This window comes from Enterobacter sp. PL_is379 (assembly GCF_055817355.1).
The window spans coordinates 1-15,159 of record NZ_JBVPGT010000012.1; the positions used below are offsets into that span (position 1 = coordinate 1).

16 protein-coding genes and 3 pseudogenes are annotated in these 15,159 nt (G+C 48.5%); all 19 read left to right on the plus strand.

What is annotated here, in order from left to right; genetic code table 11:
- Window positions 1-859 (plus strand): type VI secretion system Vgr family protein (locus AC0TOY_RS00220; RefSeq protein ID WP_473701745.1); only part of this gene is annotated, 859 nt, incomplete at its 5' end.
- Complete coding sequence (locus tag AC0TOY_RS00225) at window positions 852-1,349, plus strand: hypothetical protein (RefSeq protein WP_473721381.1); 498 nt, start codon at window positions 852-854, stop codon at window positions 1,347-1,349. The genes AC0TOY_RS00220 and AC0TOY_RS00225, both read left to right, overlap by 8 nt.
- A 75-nt stretch (window positions 1,350-1,424) precedes the next feature.
- The gene (locus tag AC0TOY_RS00230; protein ID WP_473721382.1) at window positions 1,425-1,979 is read left to right on the plus strand and encodes a hypothetical protein; all 555 of its coding nucleotides are present in this window, start codon (window positions 1,425-1,427) and stop codon (window positions 1,977-1,979) included.
- A 3-nt stretch (window positions 1,980-1,982) separates the two neighbouring features.
- A complete protein-coding gene (locus AC0TOY_RS00235) occupies window positions 1,983-3,059 on the plus strand; it encodes a hypothetical protein (protein ID WP_473721383.1) in 1,077 nt (358 codons plus the stop codon).
- 73 nt (window positions 3,060-3,132) lie between these two features.
- Entirely contained in the window at window positions 3,133-3,573 is a 441-nt protein-coding gene (locus AC0TOY_RS00240) for a DcrB-related protein (RefSeq protein ID WP_473721384.1), read from the plus strand.
- Between the two features lie 3 nt (window positions 3,574-3,576).
- Window positions 3,577-7,953 (plus strand): RHS repeat-associated core domain-containing protein, encoded by a 4,377-nt coding sequence (locus AC0TOY_RS00245; protein ID WP_473721385.1) that lies wholly within the window; start codon window positions 3,577-3,579, stop codon window positions 7,951-7,953.
- Window positions 7,953-8,213: a hypothetical protein gene (locus AC0TOY_RS00250; RefSeq protein ID WP_024907031.1), complete on the plus strand. Its 261-nt coding sequence runs from the start codon at window positions 7,953-7,955 to the stop codon at window positions 8,211-8,213. Before AC0TOY_RS00245 ends, AC0TOY_RS00250 begins: the two co-directional genes overlap by 1 nt.
- A 243-nt stretch (window positions 8,214-8,456) precedes the next feature.
- Window positions 8,457-8,765 (plus strand): annotated as a pseudogene (locus AC0TOY_RS00255) (RHS repeat-associated core domain-containing protein); the annotation flags it as partial.
- Window positions 8,766-9,090: 325 nt separating this feature from the next.
- Window positions 9,091-9,570 carry a hypothetical protein gene (locus AC0TOY_RS00260; RefSeq protein ID WP_126801770.1) on the plus strand — a complete coding sequence of 160 codons (480 nt, stop codon included), beginning with the start codon at window positions 9,091-9,093 and terminating at the stop codon, window positions 9,568-9,570.
- A gap of 25 nt (window positions 9,571-9,595) precedes the next feature.
- Window positions 9,596-10,066: pseudogene (locus AC0TOY_RS00265) on the plus strand (type IV secretion protein Rhs); the annotation flags it as partial.
- A gap of 26 nt (window positions 10,067-10,092) precedes the next feature.
- Window positions 10,093-10,290 carry a hypothetical protein gene (locus AC0TOY_RS00270; RefSeq protein WP_071994455.1) on the plus strand — a complete coding sequence of 66 codons (198 nt, stop codon included), beginning with the start codon at window positions 10,093-10,095 and terminating at the stop codon, window positions 10,288-10,290.
- A gap of 125 nt (window positions 10,291-10,415) precedes the next feature.
- Complete coding sequence (locus AC0TOY_RS00275; RefSeq protein WP_157189938.1) at window positions 10,416-11,075, plus strand: Imm43 family immunity protein; 660 nt, start codon at window positions 10,416-10,418, stop codon at window positions 11,073-11,075.
- Between the two features lie 190 nt (window positions 11,076-11,265).
- Window positions 11,266-11,784: a hypothetical protein gene (locus tag AC0TOY_RS00280; RefSeq protein ID WP_473721386.1), complete on the plus strand. Its 519-nt coding sequence runs from the start codon at window positions 11,266-11,268 to the stop codon at window positions 11,782-11,784.
- Window positions 11,785-12,013: 229 nt separating this feature from the next.
- Window positions 12,014-12,334 carry a DUF7660 family protein gene (locus tag AC0TOY_RS00285; RefSeq protein WP_228117518.1) on the plus strand — a complete coding sequence of 107 codons (321 nt, stop codon included), beginning with the start codon at window positions 12,014-12,016 and terminating at the stop codon, window positions 12,332-12,334.
- Between the two features lie 102 nt (window positions 12,335-12,436).
- A complete protein-coding gene (locus AC0TOY_RS00290; RefSeq protein ID WP_080690917.1) occupies window positions 12,437-12,538 on the plus strand; it encodes an RHS repeat-associated core domain-containing protein in 102 nt (33 codons plus the stop codon).
- Window positions 12,539-12,939: 401 nt separating this feature from the next.
- Window positions 12,940-13,389, plus strand: coding sequence for a hypothetical protein (locus AC0TOY_RS00295; protein WP_072050682.1), 450 nt, complete (start codon window positions 12,940-12,942; stop codon window positions 13,387-13,389).
- A 202-nt stretch (window positions 13,390-13,591) separates the two neighbouring features.
- Window positions 13,592-14,380: a macro domain-containing protein gene (locus tag AC0TOY_RS00300; RefSeq protein ID WP_048991413.1), complete on the plus strand. Its 789-nt coding sequence runs from the start codon at window positions 13,592-13,594 to the stop codon at window positions 14,378-14,380.
- 87 nt (window positions 14,381-14,467) lie between these two features.
- Complete coding sequence (locus tag AC0TOY_RS00305; RefSeq protein ID WP_024907040.1) at window positions 14,468-14,869, plus strand: hypothetical protein; 402 nt, start codon at window positions 14,468-14,470, stop codon at window positions 14,867-14,869.
- Window positions 14,870-14,958: 89 nt separating this feature from the next.
- Window positions 14,959-15,159, plus strand: a pseudogene (locus tag AC0TOY_RS00310) (RHS repeat domain-containing protein); the annotation flags it as partial.

The window sequence follows — 15,159 nt, forward strand, 5'->3', positions numbered from 1 at the left end:
GAGCACGGCGTGGCCGCGCACCTACGGCCCGCAGACGGCGAAAGTGGTGGGGCCGAACGGGGAGAGTATCTGGACGGACAAATACGGTCGGGTGAAGGTGAAGTTCCACTGGGACCGTCTGGCGAAGGGCGATGACACCAGTTCCTGCTGGGTGCGTGTGTCGAGCGCGTGGGCGGGCCAGGGCTACGGCGGGGTGCAAATCCCGCGCGTCGGCGATGAGGTGGTGGTGGACTTTATCAACGGGGACCCGGACCGTCCGATTATCACCGGGCGCGTGTACAACGACGCGAGCATGCCGCCGTGGGCGCTGCCGGCTGCGGCGACGCAGATGGGCTTTATGAGCCGCACGAAAGACGGTTCCGTGGACAACGCCAACGCCCTGCGGTTTGAGGATAAAGCGGGTGCAGAGCAGGTGTGGATCCAGGCCGAGCGTAACATGGACACCAGCGTTAAAAATGATGAAACGCACAGCGTCGGCGGCGAGCGCAGCCATTACGTGAAGAAAAATGAACTGCATCGCGTGGAAGCGAATCAGACTCAGGCCGTGAAAGGTGGCACCGAGATCCTGACGGGGAAAGGCAAGCTGGATGCGGCGGTGGAGCAGTACGTCATTGCTTCCGGGACGAAGCTGCGGCTGGTCTCCGGTGAGAGTGCCATTGAGCTGAATGCTAACGGCAAGATTAACCTCATCGGCAAAGAGTTTAACTTCTTCGTGGAAGGGGATGGGTATATCACCACGGGCGGTAAGCTGCATCTGAATACCTCTGGTACAAAACCGGGCACCACGGCGCCGGGATCGGGGCATAAAGGGGATATTGATGCGGCGGTGCAGGCGAAATTTACGGCCAAAGATGAGTAAAGCAGGTGCGGTGCTTATCGCGTTACTAACGACGGGAATGGCTGGAGGAGATGCGCAGAAAAAGGATCTTTGGATGTTTATTTCCGGGATGAGTGCATCGCTTAAGACGTTATCCGTTACAACCCTTAGTAACGCGCCGTTATCGTTTAAGATGACCAGGCAAAATGAATATATCAATTTCTACAATGCCGACGATATCAAACTCGCTGATGGAACGAACATAACCGCAATTGGGTTACGTTTAAGCAAACAAAACGACGGCATGGCGCCTTTACTGAATTTTTCACCTTCCTCAGGTCAATGCATAACGCTTGATACCGTTAAAAAGCGCTATCCGCAGCTGAGGTTAACTGATTATCCGCGCGGCCGTTCGGAGAACGAAGTGACCAGCTATACAGCCCGAAAAGATATGAATGGACAAAAAGTGAGCTTCACTTTCACCGTGAAAAATCCTCACTGTCTGGGTTCAGTCGTCATTAGCGCCGACTAAGAAATACTGCACTCATGTCCTGACGGTTTCTTCAGGGTGATAATGGCCATACACATTCAATAAATGACGATTAACGTGAAAAAACACACGCCGATATTTCTTTGTTCCGTCCTGATGTTTACCTGTCTCGGCAGCAATGTGGTTTTGGCTCAGGTGATGCCTCCCGTTCTGACAAAACGGGATTTTTCTGTGCAGATCAAAGACCAGCCTGTCGCCCTGGGCGACAGATGGACGCCTGATATTGCCCGTAAAATTGGCGTGCCGGTGGAAGGCAGTTTTACCGGTGAGGTTCCTTTTGATGGAGTCCAATATAAATTCTTTCAGCATCAAAACGCTGGAGTAGAAATATTCACTTCCAACCTCTGGTGGGATAAAGCGGAAAGAAGCGTTGATGATTATATCGTGTCTCAAATTACGCTGACTGCCGAAGACTTCGCAACGCCGCGCGGTGTCCATGTGGGTTCAACGAGAAAGGAACTGAACAGCGCATACGGTACCGGTCAGGTCGAAAATGATGACGGGGAGCAGTGGATTACCTACGAATTGGATAAAAAACTGCTCTCTTTTGAGATAAAAGGCGACAACGTTATAAAAATAACGATGAATTACAACAATGATTCTCAAGAATAATTTATGACCAAAAAATATGTTGCAGCCGTATTGTTCACGGCTTTATTGACAGGCGCAGTTGAAACGTCATCTGCGTTAGAGTTATCGCAATACAATAACCTCAATACGGTCAGACGCATCGTTAACGACAGCGAAGTGACAGACAATCTCAGGAAGACGTTGGGAGATCATTACCAGACCTTTATTGATAACTTTGATGTCTTCGGCGAACCGCATACCACCCCAGGTGGCGGATTGTTTGTTGAGGGCTGGCTAAAAGATCTTTATCAGGAGAACGCATCCGCGCTGGTCATCAATCCTGACGGCAAAATCTTTGCGGCCTGGGTGGTTCCAGAATCAAACGTTATCCATTACCAGTCATCTGATAATAGTCAGGCCATTAATGCCGATATTCAGCAATGGGCCGCCAGATTCAATACGATGCAGTTTGCAAAAAGCAGCCAATCAGGACTCGCGTTTGACGGGGAGTGGGCTGGTGAATTCGAGAACGACTCGACGTTAACCCTGCGGCTAGCTGAATCTGGCAACCGTATCACCGGGTCTTATTGCTATGTCTCCCGGAGAGGAAATCGCATCGATTGCCCGGAAGATGATGAGCATAATCTTAGCGGTACGATCGCGGGAAACCGTGCGAACGTTGAGTTCAACTCATCGTTTGGCGGCGCAGGCGGACGGGCTGTTCTGGAACTAAAGGGGAGTGAAATGGAATGGCGTTTAGTTACTCCTCCTCAAAAAGGAAATGATTTTGCTCCGCTGCGTTATACGTTACGTAAAGCCGCTTCGGTTCAAAACGCGGAAACCAGAAAACTGGACACCGAAAAGTTCACTATCTCTCTGATAAACAAGTGCGGGCGTTTCGAGGGTGAATGTGACCAGATGGTTTATCTCGGTGTGCGCAAAAGCGATAACAGTACGATCTCCTTAAAGGGAAAAACGTTACACGACCCTGCAGGTAAAATAATCGGCTCAACGTACAAGAACGGCGAGATCGCTTATACCGTCACGTATGCACCCGTGAAATTGGTTGTCAGCAAAGGCAGCCATGTTTTAGTCGAACAGTCAGGCCAGTGGCTTAAATAACTATAGCCAGCCAAAAGGCCAGCATCGATTGGCCTTCTTGTTTCTCTCAATATTAAGCATCCCGAGTTCACTTATGAAATACACCCTCCAGGAAGGCTCGTTTTCCCTTTTTCCTGCTGCCTGGCAGGATAACAGTATGAACATTATTCGCGATGACGAAAGCGGGCTGTCCGTAGTGGTCAGCCGCGGTGTGATTCCCGATGGCAGCGACTACAAACAAGAGTTTCACCGCCAGTGGGATGTGTTGCGTCCTCAGATGGGTGAGATGGCCCAGAGCGAATTCCGGGACGTAAAAGCCGGGCCTGACGGAAACATTAACGGGCTGGAAGTTGAAACCACGTTTGACCGTAACGGGCAACGCCTGTGGCAAAAACAGCTGGCCGTGCAGACGCCGGGCAAACCGGTATTGATGATTTTTACCCTCTCGGCACTCAGAGCCTTTACCGAAGAGGACGAGGTGCGCTGGAGCGCGCTTAAGCAGAGCCTGACGCTAAACGACAACCGGAATGTGTAAGGCATGAGCGATAACAACGCGGCCCGTAAGGGCGACGAGATTATTCACTCTAGCATTTTTGCTGACATCACCAGCATTGTGGCGGAAGGTGCCGCCTATGCGGTGATCGGCGCGGCGGTGGGGCTGGCGGCTACGGCCGCCGCGCCACTCCTCGGTGCTGGAGCCGCCGCAGCAGGCGTGGCGGCAGTCGGATCCAGCTGTCTGTTAAGCGGGATTATTGGCGGCGTGCTGGCGAACGTGGCGGGGATCACCGACGATATCAGCAACGCCGCGGAGGGGTTAGGCAATGCGCTCTTCCCGCCGTCGCCTGCGGGTAAAATTACCACCGGCTCGAACAACGTTCTGACCAACGCAATCCCCGCCGCCCGCGCGGCAGGCACGCTGACGCCCGCCGATACACCGTCCCCTGAGCCGCAGTCGCCGGGCAGCTTTGCCGATTACGCGGGCATGCTGCTTTCCGCTGCCGGACAGTTTGGCAGCGAAATGTGGCAGCCGAGCGTGGCCTCTGCCGCGGCGGGGACCTCGCCGCTGGAAGAAGACAAGGTGGCGTGTGAAAAGCACTCCGGGCCGCAGTATCTGGCGGAAGGTTCTAAAAGCGTCTTCATCAACGGACAGCCCGCGGTGCGCGCGAAAGATCGCACCACCTGCGAAGGCACCGTGTCCGACGACGTCTCCCCGAACGTGATCATCGGCGGGGACACGCTCACGGTTCGCGATATCAAAAGCGGTAAAACGCCGGGTCTGGCGCTGGGGATGATTGCGCTCTCCCTGCTGCGCGGGCGTCCGGGCAAGCTCCTGAAAAACATGCCCTGCGCGCTGGCGGCGGCCGGCGGCGGGATGCTGGCGGATATGGCCGTCAACGCCGTGTTTGGCTCCTCGCACCCGGTCCACGCCGCCACCGGCGTGAAGGTGCTGAACGACGACGATGAGCTCGACTTCTCGCTGCCGGGGCGCTTCCCGCTTCGCTGGCAGCGCAGCTACAACAGCCTGACGACCCGCGAAGGGCTGTTTGGTCTGGGCTGGGCAACGACTTTTGACAGCTATCTGACGCTGGAAGATAACAATGCGACCTGGTTCGATGAAACCGGGCGCGAGCTGAGCTTTGAACTGCCGCCTGTCGACCGTGCGTTTTACAGCATCAGCGAAGGCATCATTATCCGCCGCAATGAGAACGGCGACGTGGCGATTGCCGACGATGACGGTGCAGTGTGGCGTCTGTACAAACCGACCCGCATCAATCCTTCTATCCTGCGTCTGGCCTCCCTTAGCGATGAATACGGCAACGCGCTGCTGACGGCGTGGGACGAGCACGGCAGGCTGGTTGGTATCCATGATGAGCCGCGGGCGATAGACGTCACCCTGCGCTATGAAGATGAGCGCTTCCCGCTGCGCGTGACCTCGGCCAGCCATTTCGACGGCAACCAAACCTGGCCGCTGATGCAGTGGGGCTACGACGCGCGCGGCCAGCTGGCGAGCGCGACGGATGCCTCCGGCGTGGTGACGCGTGAATACCGTTATAACGAGCACGGGCTGATGGTCTGGCACTGCCTGCCGGGCGGTCTGGAGAGCGAATACCGCTGGCAAAAATTCGACCACTGGCGCGTGGTGGAAAACCGCACCAGCACCGGCGACGGCTGCCGCTTTAGCTATGATTTAGCCGCCGGGCTGACGACCGTCGAGCACTACGATGGTCAGACGCGCCGCCACTACTGGAACGCGCAGAATCTGATTGTCCGCTACGTTGACGAGCGCGGTGAAAACTGGCGCTACGAGTGGGATGATAACGAGCTTCTCACGCGTCGCATCGATCCGCTCGGCAACGCCGTCACCTTCGTCTACGACGAGATGGGCAACCGGGTGCAGGAGACCGATGCCGGCGGCAATACCCGCACCACCACCTGGCTGGAGCACCGCGCGCTTCCCGCGGCCATTATCGAAGCCAACGGCAGCGCCACCCGGTTCTGGTACGACGAACATCACGGGCTGAAGCGCGTGGTGGACCCGATGGGGCAGACGACGCAGCTGCGCCGGGACGCGTTCGGCCAGGTCGTGGAAGAGGTCGATGCCGCTGGCAACAGCCGCTACCAGGAGTACAACGAGGCCGGGCAGATCGTTCGTTCGGCCGACTGTTCCGGGCGTATTACCCGCTATCGCTATCATCCGCTGGGCTGGCTGGTGGCTGAGACTGGCGCCGACGGTGAAGAGACGCGCTACCGCTACGACGCCGCAGGGCGTCCGGTGCAGCTTGACCGCCCGGAAGGCTGGACGGAATCGCTCAAATGGAACGAACGTGGCCTGCCGGTAAAGCATGCGGGCGCCGACGGGAAAGAGAGCGAGTTCAGATACGATGAGGCGGGGCGCTTAACCGCCACCCGTAACACGCAGGGTGAAGAGGTGCGCCGCCGCTGGGACAGCCGCGGGCGCCTGATTGCCCTGGAAAACGAGAACGGCGAAGCGTATCAGTTCCGCTGGGGGCCAGACTCGCTGCTGCTGGAAGAGGTGGGGCTCGATGGCGTAGCCTCGCAGTATCGCTATGATGCCTGCGGGCGCACGATTGCGCGCACCTTTGCCGCTGGCCATCCGGAGGCCATCACCCACGCCTTCGCCTGGAGCGCGAGCGGTCAGCTGGTCGCCCGCACCACGCCGGAAGGGCAGACACGCTACCACTACACGCCGTCCGGGCTGTTAAGCCGGATTGGGCTGCATCCTGCGCTTTCAGCCGACGCGTGGAGCACCGAGGCAGAGCAGGAGCTCGTCTTTGAGTATGATGCGCTCGGTCGCGTGACGCGCGAGGCGGGCGAGCACGGCGAGCTGGCGTGGGAGTATGACGCGCTGGGCAACCGCACCTCCGTCACGCTGCCCGATGGCCGCGAGCTGAAGCAGTTCTACTACGGCAGCGGACATCTGCTCAGCATTGCTCTCGATAAGCTCTCGGTCTCCGATTTTACTCGCGACGAACTCCACCGTGAGACCAGCCGCACCCAGGGGCTGTTGACCACCCGCAGCGAGTACGACCGCCTCGGCCGACTGCACCGCCGGGACGTCTTTACCGGCAATGCCCAGCGCCCGTCGCCGCGCCGCTGGTCCCGCCGCTGGGATTACGACTACCGTAATAACCTGGTGCGCGAAGAGCGGGACGATAACCCGTTCAGCTGGTACCGCTGGCAGTACGACAGCGCCGGGCGCCTGCTCGTTCAGGACGGCACGCTGCCCGGCCAGGAGCAGTGGCGCTGGGATGCTGCCGGTAACCCGCTCGAAGGATCTGCTGAGAAGGTCACGCACAACCGCCTGACGCAGCTGAACGGCATTCGCTGGCGTTATGACATCCACGGCCGCACCGTGGAGAAGGATAACGGCCAGACCCGCTGGCACTACCGCTACGACGGCGAACATCGCCTGACGGAAGTCATCAGCCAGCCGCGGGATCGCAATAAACCGCAGACGCAGGTCAGCTTCCGCTACGATCCGCTCGGGCGACGCATCAGCAAAACGCGCCGCCAGATGCTGGGCGGACAGCCAGCCGGCAAGCCGGTCACCACCCGGTTTGTCTGGGAAGGGTTCCGGCTGTTGCAGGAAGTGCACGGGGATGTGCCGCTCACTTACGTCTACAGCGATCAGGACAGCTACGACCCGCTGGCGCGTATTGACGGCGTTGATGCTCCGGAGATTTTCTGGTTCCACTGCCAGCCGAACGGCACGCCGGAGCGGATGACGGATAGCGAAGGGCAGGTGCGCTGGGAAGGGTTGAACGGCGCCTGGGGCAAGCTGCTGCGGGAAAGCGAGACGCAGATATCAGGATATTCTCAGAACCTGCGCATGCAGGGGCAATACCTGGACCGTGAGACAGGGCTGCACTACAATCTGTTCCGGTATTACGACCCGGACTGCGGACGGTTTACGCAGCAGGACCCGATAGGGCTGGCGGGGGGGATAAACCTTTACCAGTATGCGCCGAATGCGCTGGGGTGGGTGGATCCGTGGGGGTTAAGCCGATGCAATACAGGGAAAAAACCAGGGCCGCAACTTCCTGGAGGAATTGCAGAAACATTTGATAAAAGCGTTTATAAAAACAGGCAGCTGAAAAGAGACGAGACTTTTTATAAATATCATGGTGTAAATAATAGAACAGGAAGAAAAATTTCTTGGCTGACAAATGAAAAATACAATTCCGAGGAGGTTTTGCGAGAAAAGCTAGCTATTCGCCATGATTGGGGTGTTAATATTACTAATGTATCAGAGTTTAGAGTTCCTAAAGGAACGTGGGTGAGTGAAGGTCCTGCTGCAGCTCAAGGGGCAGGATATCCTGGGATGGGATACCAGGCTGTGGTATCAAATCTTCCAAGAGCATGGGTGGTTAAAACTTTAAGGGTTCCCTGGTAATGAAATTGAATAACTTAAAAAATGCACTTGAAAAAATAATTTTTGAACTTAATGCCAATGGTAAACATGAATCGGTAAATTTTTTTCAAACTCGTTATGAACAGATAATAATTTTTGGAGACAAAATTCCATTTGAAATAATTGAAAGTCTGTCAACATGCAGAGCTATGGCTCAATACGCAAACTTTTCCCTCAGGGAAGAAAAACTTTTAGATGATGTTGTTAATTACGCACTTGATATTAAAAAAATGATGCCCTGATATTAAGCAAAGAGAAGGATTGATTTTTGCGAGGTTATAATTAAGCAGCGTCTGTTTTTGAAGTGCTCACTCAAACAACAAAAAACAGATAATTTTTAATAAAAGAACACTATTGGCTGGCTTAATATATTAAAATCAAAGCCCGGGTCACGCAACTGAACGGTATTCGCTGGCGCTATGACATCCACGGCCGTACCGTAGAGAAGGATAACGGCCAGATCCGGCACTACCGGTAAGATGGCGAACACCGCCTGGGGCAAGCTGTTGCGGGAGAGCGAGACGCAGGGATCAGGATATTCTCAGAACCTGCGGATGCAGGGGCAATACCTGGACCGTGAGACAGGACTGCACGACAATCTGTTCCGGTATTACGACCCGGACTGCGGACGGTTTACGCAGCAGGACCCGATAGGGCTGGCGGGGGGGATAAACCTTTACCAGTATGCGCCGAATGCGCTGGGGTGGGTGGATCCGTGGGGGTTGAGCCGTAAATGTAAGGATCCATCTAAAGAAGCTACGAGATGGCAAGGTCAAGGTGATTACAAAGTATAGATGTCTACAAAAACAGGAAACTGAAAAAAGGCACGATTCTGTATGCATTATATCCAAACGGTGATACTCCTCCATCATATGCAGTGACTTATCCAACCGTTAGGCAAAATAAAGGAAATGCTATAGGCTACCATGAAGCACTTCAGGTTAAAATAGATCCTCATCGTACATTAAGAACGCAAGTTAGAGCTTATTATGTAAGTGAGGATATTGATGTAGCATATGGAAGAGCATTGGCTAATGAGATATATGGTCGAGGGGGGGGGCAATTCTTTATCCCTGAGGAATTTAGAAATCTTTTGATACCGGGGAAGGTCATTAGCATATGATTAATTTTAAAATTAACGTGGTAAATGGTAAGGTTGAGTTAGACAATAAATGTCTTTTAATACAAAGGGAGGAGGAATTTATAACTTCTGATCTTTACAAATATCTTGAATCAGAAAATAAAATGCAGAAATTAATTCCCCATCATTATACAGTTAATACCGTTCTTTGGTCGGGAAAGGAATTCGAGATTATAATACAACCATTATGCTTCAGTAATTTGCCATTTACGGTGCAATTAATTTATAAAGAGGGAGGGTATTATAAGGCAATAAATGATTGGAATAAGGTTTCTAACATTGATATGCTAAATAAAGAAGTCGAATTTTTATATCAATGGGTGTCGGGTGAATATGATCTTGGCAAACCAGATGAAAAAGAAAAACATAGTATAATGTGGCACTTGGAATGGGGTGATATAACTATTTGCTATGATATTAAATCATTTAATTGCGGTATTTATTTAACGTGGAATTAACTATTAAATAAGGTTGTCATATTGTGCTGATAACCCGCTTGAAGGTTCCGCTGATAAGGTCACGCACAACCGCCTGACGCAGCTGAACGGCATTCGCTGGCGTTATGACATCCACGGCCGCACCGTGGAGAAGGATAACGGCCAGACCCGCTGGCACTACCGCTACGACGGCGAACACCGCCTGACGGAAGTCATCAGCCAGCTGCGGGATCGCAACAAACCGCAGACGCAGGTCAGCTTCCGCTACGATCCGCTCGGTCGCCGCATCAGCAAAACGCGCCGCCAGATGCTGGGCGGACAGCCAACCGGTAAGCCGGTTACCAACCGGTTTGTCTGGGAAGGGTTCCGGCTGCTGCAGGAAGTGCACGGGGATGTGCCGCTGACCTACGTTTACAGCGATCAGGACAGCTACGACCCGCTGGCGCGTATTGACGGCGTTGATGCCCCGGAGATTTTCTGGTTCCACTTCCAGCCGAACGGCACGCCGGAGCGAATTCTGCTCACCATGTTATACCCGTTGAGGTGTGGAAAGAGGAGCAATCATTCTTCAATAATATTGGCATCGGAAAAGACATGAACTCTGCGTTTAATGGTATTAATTTTCCAGGTAGCGCATCAGCGATGAAACAAGATGCAGGGAAAGGTATGGATATCTTCCATAGCAGTAATTATCATAACTATAGTGACATTCTCCGTCGGCGCATTGCTCGTGTTGAGTAACGATATATTTCTGGAAGATTAGATGCTAAAGGGGCGAGGATAGCTATAAGGCGGATCCAGATTGATATGAAGAATAAAATTTGGATGGGTCATGTTCCCACAAAAAAAATCAGGGGAATGAATTAATGTCCTATTATGTGATCATGAATGACTTTGAATCATCACGCATGCCAAGAAATTTACAGGGCATGGTTGATGAAAGATTACAGGTTAATGAAAACTGGGAAATAGAAGGCTCTGCCTTTCCCTTCCCTTATCGAATAACAGACGATGCATGCCCAGACCATATTTATTTGTTGTGCAATAAAAATGTTGGGGCTTTGAAATTTGACTATTATAAAAAAGACTTTGGACACTTGATGGATAAGTCTTTATTTTCGATTTTTGAAAATTATAAGCACAATGTTTTTTTTGGCCGAGATATTACACCAGTTTCGATTGGGAATGGTCAAGTTCTTCGGGATGATTTTAAATATGCATATTTTCCAGGCGGCGATGTTATAGATAAGGATAAATCTATTCTCGAAGAGGATAAGTTCGGAGATACCATACCTTTTAAAATTGAATTCAAGGATGATGCGCTAGAAAATGATATACTTTCGTTGAACGACACATTGTTAGGTGGTTTTATCATTGTTAAACAAGAGGTCAAGGAAGTTATAGACAGTAAAGGATTCCGGGGGTTGAAACTTGTTCCACTGGAAAATGCTTTAGACGTTTTTTGTGAAGATTATTTCTACGAAATACACTCAAATCGTAAAAGAAAGGGCAATAAACTACCTTAATATTGAAGGGTGTCGTGCCATTATTGATTCTTTGTTTTTCTTTTTTAATGGCGCGAAGAAGTTCTTTGGATTATGAGTACATTTTTCAACTATGGATATGGTAATTTTAAGCGTAGCCAATAATGATAACTCTTAAAGAGGAATAATGCATATAAAAAATACTATCCAAGACTTTGTCAAGAAATTCAAAATGAATGATTTAAATATGGGAGAGATAGACTATGCAGACGATGAAAATGAAACTTCTTTTCCTGTAAATTTAAATGGTGAAATTCGATTTTTTTATAGCCATTTGATTTTAAAAGACCACCCAACATTTGATGGTGCATTCATTATACAGATTGTTGAGCCCCAAGAGCTTAATAAAATGTTATCAGGCTGGCGAGTTCAAAATGACACGACCTGGCGCGATGAATATATAATCTTTGCTGAACGAAATGGAGATGTTCTTTTTTGTGATACCCAAAATATCACATCTCCTGTTTATGGTAGTATTCAAAAAAGAAATTTCATTATTTCCAATTCGTTAGCCGACTTTTTGGATGCTTTTTGTTCTGCCATTGATATCGAACAAAGTAAATATGATGGTGATGCTACAGATGATGATTTTAATTTCAGAGAGGACTTTCTGGAAGATATCGATTTAATGCTAAAAAGCAAGCTTAAGGATGTTGAGGCGGAAGGTTTTAAGCAATTCTTTTTTGGCTAGGTTAATAATAAAAACTAACACTTTTAGAACCCTCCTTACTTCTGACAACATTTTTCGCTTAAAACCACTTTTATATAGGCAAGGAGGTCTCTTTTCGATTGATAATGAATAAGCATATGAAAAACGGTTTCGATAAATTTGATGAAAAAGTTACATCTCTTGTAGAAAAAGGAAACGAGTTCCATTTAAATGGGCCTCACCTAGTGAAGTTGCTGATCAGATGTGGAAAATGACAACAAAAACAGATGGTAAGTCGATTATTTTCAAATTGGGTGATGGAATAAAAAAGTACTGGAGTAATATTGTTATGAATACTAAAGGAATAAATACTAGAGACGATTTTATTAAATTTCTTGAGAATTTATCTTCAAATGCCAGAAATAATCTAAGTGAGTGGGAGAGCAAAGACTTACCCTCATATTTTGAATCGATGGCATCTTGGGTTGAAGATATGGATGGATATTATTTAAATCAAAAATTACCTGTTCCAGAAAATGTTAACTGGACATTTATTGCAGATATTTTAATGGCTGCAAGAGTTTATGAATAATATTCAATAATAATTGGCCGGGAAGAGCATCAAATCTTCCCGGCGTTTTATTATTTAACGTGTTAAAAAGTATGATGGCGTCCGAATCGTTCCGATGACCCGATAGGTTTTAATGGCGGTATAAATACTTACGTTTACGCCACTAATCCGTTGAATTGGGTTGATCCATTAGGATTGAAAGCGAAGTGTGCACCGACTCGATAAAATGACCATAACCAGGCGGCATTTGGTAGGCAGTGGCAAGGAAGAGGGATTTATCAAGGCCGTTATTCTTGGTCAAACACAATGCTTAAAGAAGGCGATATTGTTTATGGTGGAGCACCTGGGCAGTCAGGATTTTATTTCGACAAAGCCACTTGAGAAGCTGCTAGTGGTAGTCGACAAAAATTATGGGAAAGTTTACAAGTTCTACCTCATGAAAAATATGGGTTTAGAAGTAAGATTCAGATGTATAGAGTCAAACGAGATGCTATTGCTGGTACGGGACAAGCTTTGTCACCAGATACTGAAATGTTAGGAAGCGGTGGCGGTACCCAATTCTTCCTTTCGAATTATAAAAAAGTTCTGGAACCTATTGGTCTTCCATTTGATATTGGGATGTGAAAATGAATTTTGACGCAGAAACTGGTGTTCTTAAATTTAATAAAAGGGTTCTATTAGGACCAAGAGTTACTAAGACAGAGTTGTTTAATAATACAAATGTAAGGTGGGAGGGGTGGCCTGAAAAAAAAGACAATAAAACAGTCTCATACAGAACTATCCTTAAAGGTGACCATGAGTTCGGAGATATATATCTAATAATTGACTTCTTGGTTCCCAATGATCCTAACTCAATAATTCGTAGTTGGCGCTTCGCCCCAGAAAAATTATTGATGGGAAAACAGAATAGACCCGAAGGGAAAGTCACCCGATGTTTAAGGGAATGGTTCAAAACTAAATCTACTATTGTTCTTCCTGTATCAAGGGAGTGGGGACATGTTGATGCTGCTTATGACCCTCATAACCTAACAGGAACAATTCTCTGCCACTATTGCTTAGACCCTCATGAATTGTAAGTGGAGAACTGGTAAAATATATGATTCAATTGAAGTTACTTATATGACTATATCATAGTGTTTCCAAAATAAATTGGACAGTTGCCATCCTAAACGAGAAAATAAAAAGGTATAAGCCATTTTGTTGACATAGATGTTACTGGCCTGGATGTAATTGAACCCCGGAAAAATACATTCTTTATCTTAAACACAAAAGATCTTGATGTCTCCGAAAGAATTGTTAAAAGTGCGAGGAGTTGTGGTTGATGTGAAAAAATACTATAAAGGTAACGTTGATTTTATTGCAGGTGAAGGAATTATTCTCAATGAATTCATAGGGGAGGTGGCCACACGACAAATAAATATTATAGATGGCGATTGTTATGCATCTTCCTCTTTGCTAGATAAAAACGAGAAAGTTGGTTTTCTGCTGTATGATGGTAAAAAAAGCGATCTGGACTTAAGTGATACTGAAGAAATTTCGAATGAGGAATTTGAAACTTTCTGGAAAACATCAACGAGTTCATTGCAAGAAAAAAAACAAATAAAGCTCTTGTCTGGAAATGCTGTGGAACCTTTGAAAAAATCCATAGTTATTGCTCACATTGTGAATAATAAAGGGAAATGGGGTAAAGGCTTTGTTCTGTCTCTTTCAAATAAATATCCTTCTGCAAAGGAATACTATCTCAATAGCTTCAATGGAAATAACACCCCAGAATTAGGTACGGTTGATTTTGTCTTGGTTGATGCTAAAGAACAGATATTTATTGCTAATATGTATGCACAAGATGGTATTAAGAAAAATGTCAATGACAAAAATCAATACGTATGTTATGCATCCCTGGAAGTTTGTCTTGAAAAGTTATCTGACTTTGCTTTAGTAAATCGCCTTTCAGTACAAATGCCAAGAATAGGCGCTGGCCTCGGTGGAGGTGATTGGGATGTTATAGAGTCATTGATACTTAAAAAGATTTGCTATAAGATGATCGATTGCAATGTAATAATTTTATAATATAAAATGATAATTTAATAATGCATTTTATTGAATTCGATTGTTGCTTAGAAAAGGATTTTTAATTAAAAGGACAGGCGCTTGAGTATGAAAATATCTATAACAAATACGATTGAAAAAGGAAACGAGTTACACGACAGCCAAAAATACGCCGAGGCTTTAGAACAATACCAAAAGGCCTGGCAAGCTCTTCCTGAACCAAAGTCCGAATCAGAATTTGCCAACTGGATCTCTGCATGCATGTACAGCGCATATTTTGATCTTGCGGATTACGTTGAGGCAAAGAAATGGGGAGAGACGGCTTTACGGACACGTGGATCGGATATAGACACTGCACCGTTAATCGACTTGGGTATGGTCTGTTACGAGTTGAATCAATTCAATGAAGCGTATAAATATTTTAACGATGCTTATAACTACGGCAAAGAGCGTGCTTTTCAGGATAGACCTAAAAAATATCTTGAGTTCTATCTGCGTAAGAAGGCGTAAGAAGGCGTAAGAACAGTAATTTATACCATTCAAAACAAATCAAACGTTAAACAAGAAGTTCATTACGTCGCCATCTTTAACGATGTAATCTTTATCGATGGGACAACTTTACCGGCAATGCCCAGCGCCCGTCGCCGCGCCGCTGGTCCCGGCGCCTGGAGTACGATTATCGCAATAACCTGGTGCGGGAAGAACGGGACGATAACCCGTTTAACTGGAACCGCTGGCAGTACGACAGCGCCGGGGCCTGCTCGCTCAGGACGGCTCGCTGCCCGGTCAGGAGCAGTGGC

What these genes read in the sequence shown, in the direction of transcription:
- AC0TOY_RS00305 (WP_024907040.1), top strand. Translation starts at nt 14,468, where the DNA reads ATGAAAATATCTATAACAAATACGATTGAAAAAGGAAACGAGTTACAC.
- AC0TOY_RS00235 (WP_473721383.1), top strand. Translation starts at nt 1,983, where the DNA reads ATGACCAAAAAATATGTTGCAGCCGTATTGTTCACGGCTTTATTGACA.
- AC0TOY_RS00245 (WP_473721385.1), top strand. Translation starts at nt 3,577, where the DNA reads ATGAGCGATAACAACGCGGCCCGTAAGGGCGACGAGATTATTCACTCT.
- AC0TOY_RS00260 (WP_126801770.1), top strand. Translation starts at nt 9,091, where the DNA reads ATGATTAATTTTAAAATTAACGTGGTAAATGGTAAGGTTGAGTTAGAC.
- AC0TOY_RS00285 (WP_228117518.1), top strand. Translation starts at nt 12,014, where the DNA reads ATGACAACAAAAACAGATGGTAAGTCGATTATTTTCAAATTGGGTGAT.
- AC0TOY_RS00295 (WP_072050682.1), top strand. Translation starts at nt 12,940, where the DNA reads ATGAATTTTGACGCAGAAACTGGTGTTCTTAAATTTAATAAAAGGGTT.
- AC0TOY_RS00280 (WP_473721386.1), top strand. Translation starts at nt 11,266, where the DNA reads ATGAATGATTTAAATATGGGAGAGATAGACTATGCAGACGATGAAAAT.
- AC0TOY_RS00225 (WP_473721381.1), top strand. Translation starts at nt 852, where the DNA reads ATGAGTAAAGCAGGTGCGGTGCTTATCGCGTTACTAACGACGGGAATG.
- AC0TOY_RS00300 (WP_048991413.1), top strand. Translation starts at nt 13,592, where the DNA reads ATGTCTCCGAAAGAATTGTTAAAAGTGCGAGGAGTTGTGGTTGATGTG.
- AC0TOY_RS00250 (WP_024907031.1), top strand. Translation starts at nt 7,953, where the DNA reads ATGAAATTGAATAACTTAAAAAATGCACTTGAAAAAATAATTTTTGAA.
- AC0TOY_RS00275 (WP_157189938.1), top strand. Translation starts at nt 10,416, where the DNA reads ATGTCCTATTATGTGATCATGAATGACTTTGAATCATCACGCATGCCA.
- AC0TOY_RS00240 (WP_473721384.1), top strand. Translation starts at nt 3,133, where the DNA reads ATGAAATACACCCTCCAGGAAGGCTCGTTTTCCCTTTTTCCTGCTGCC.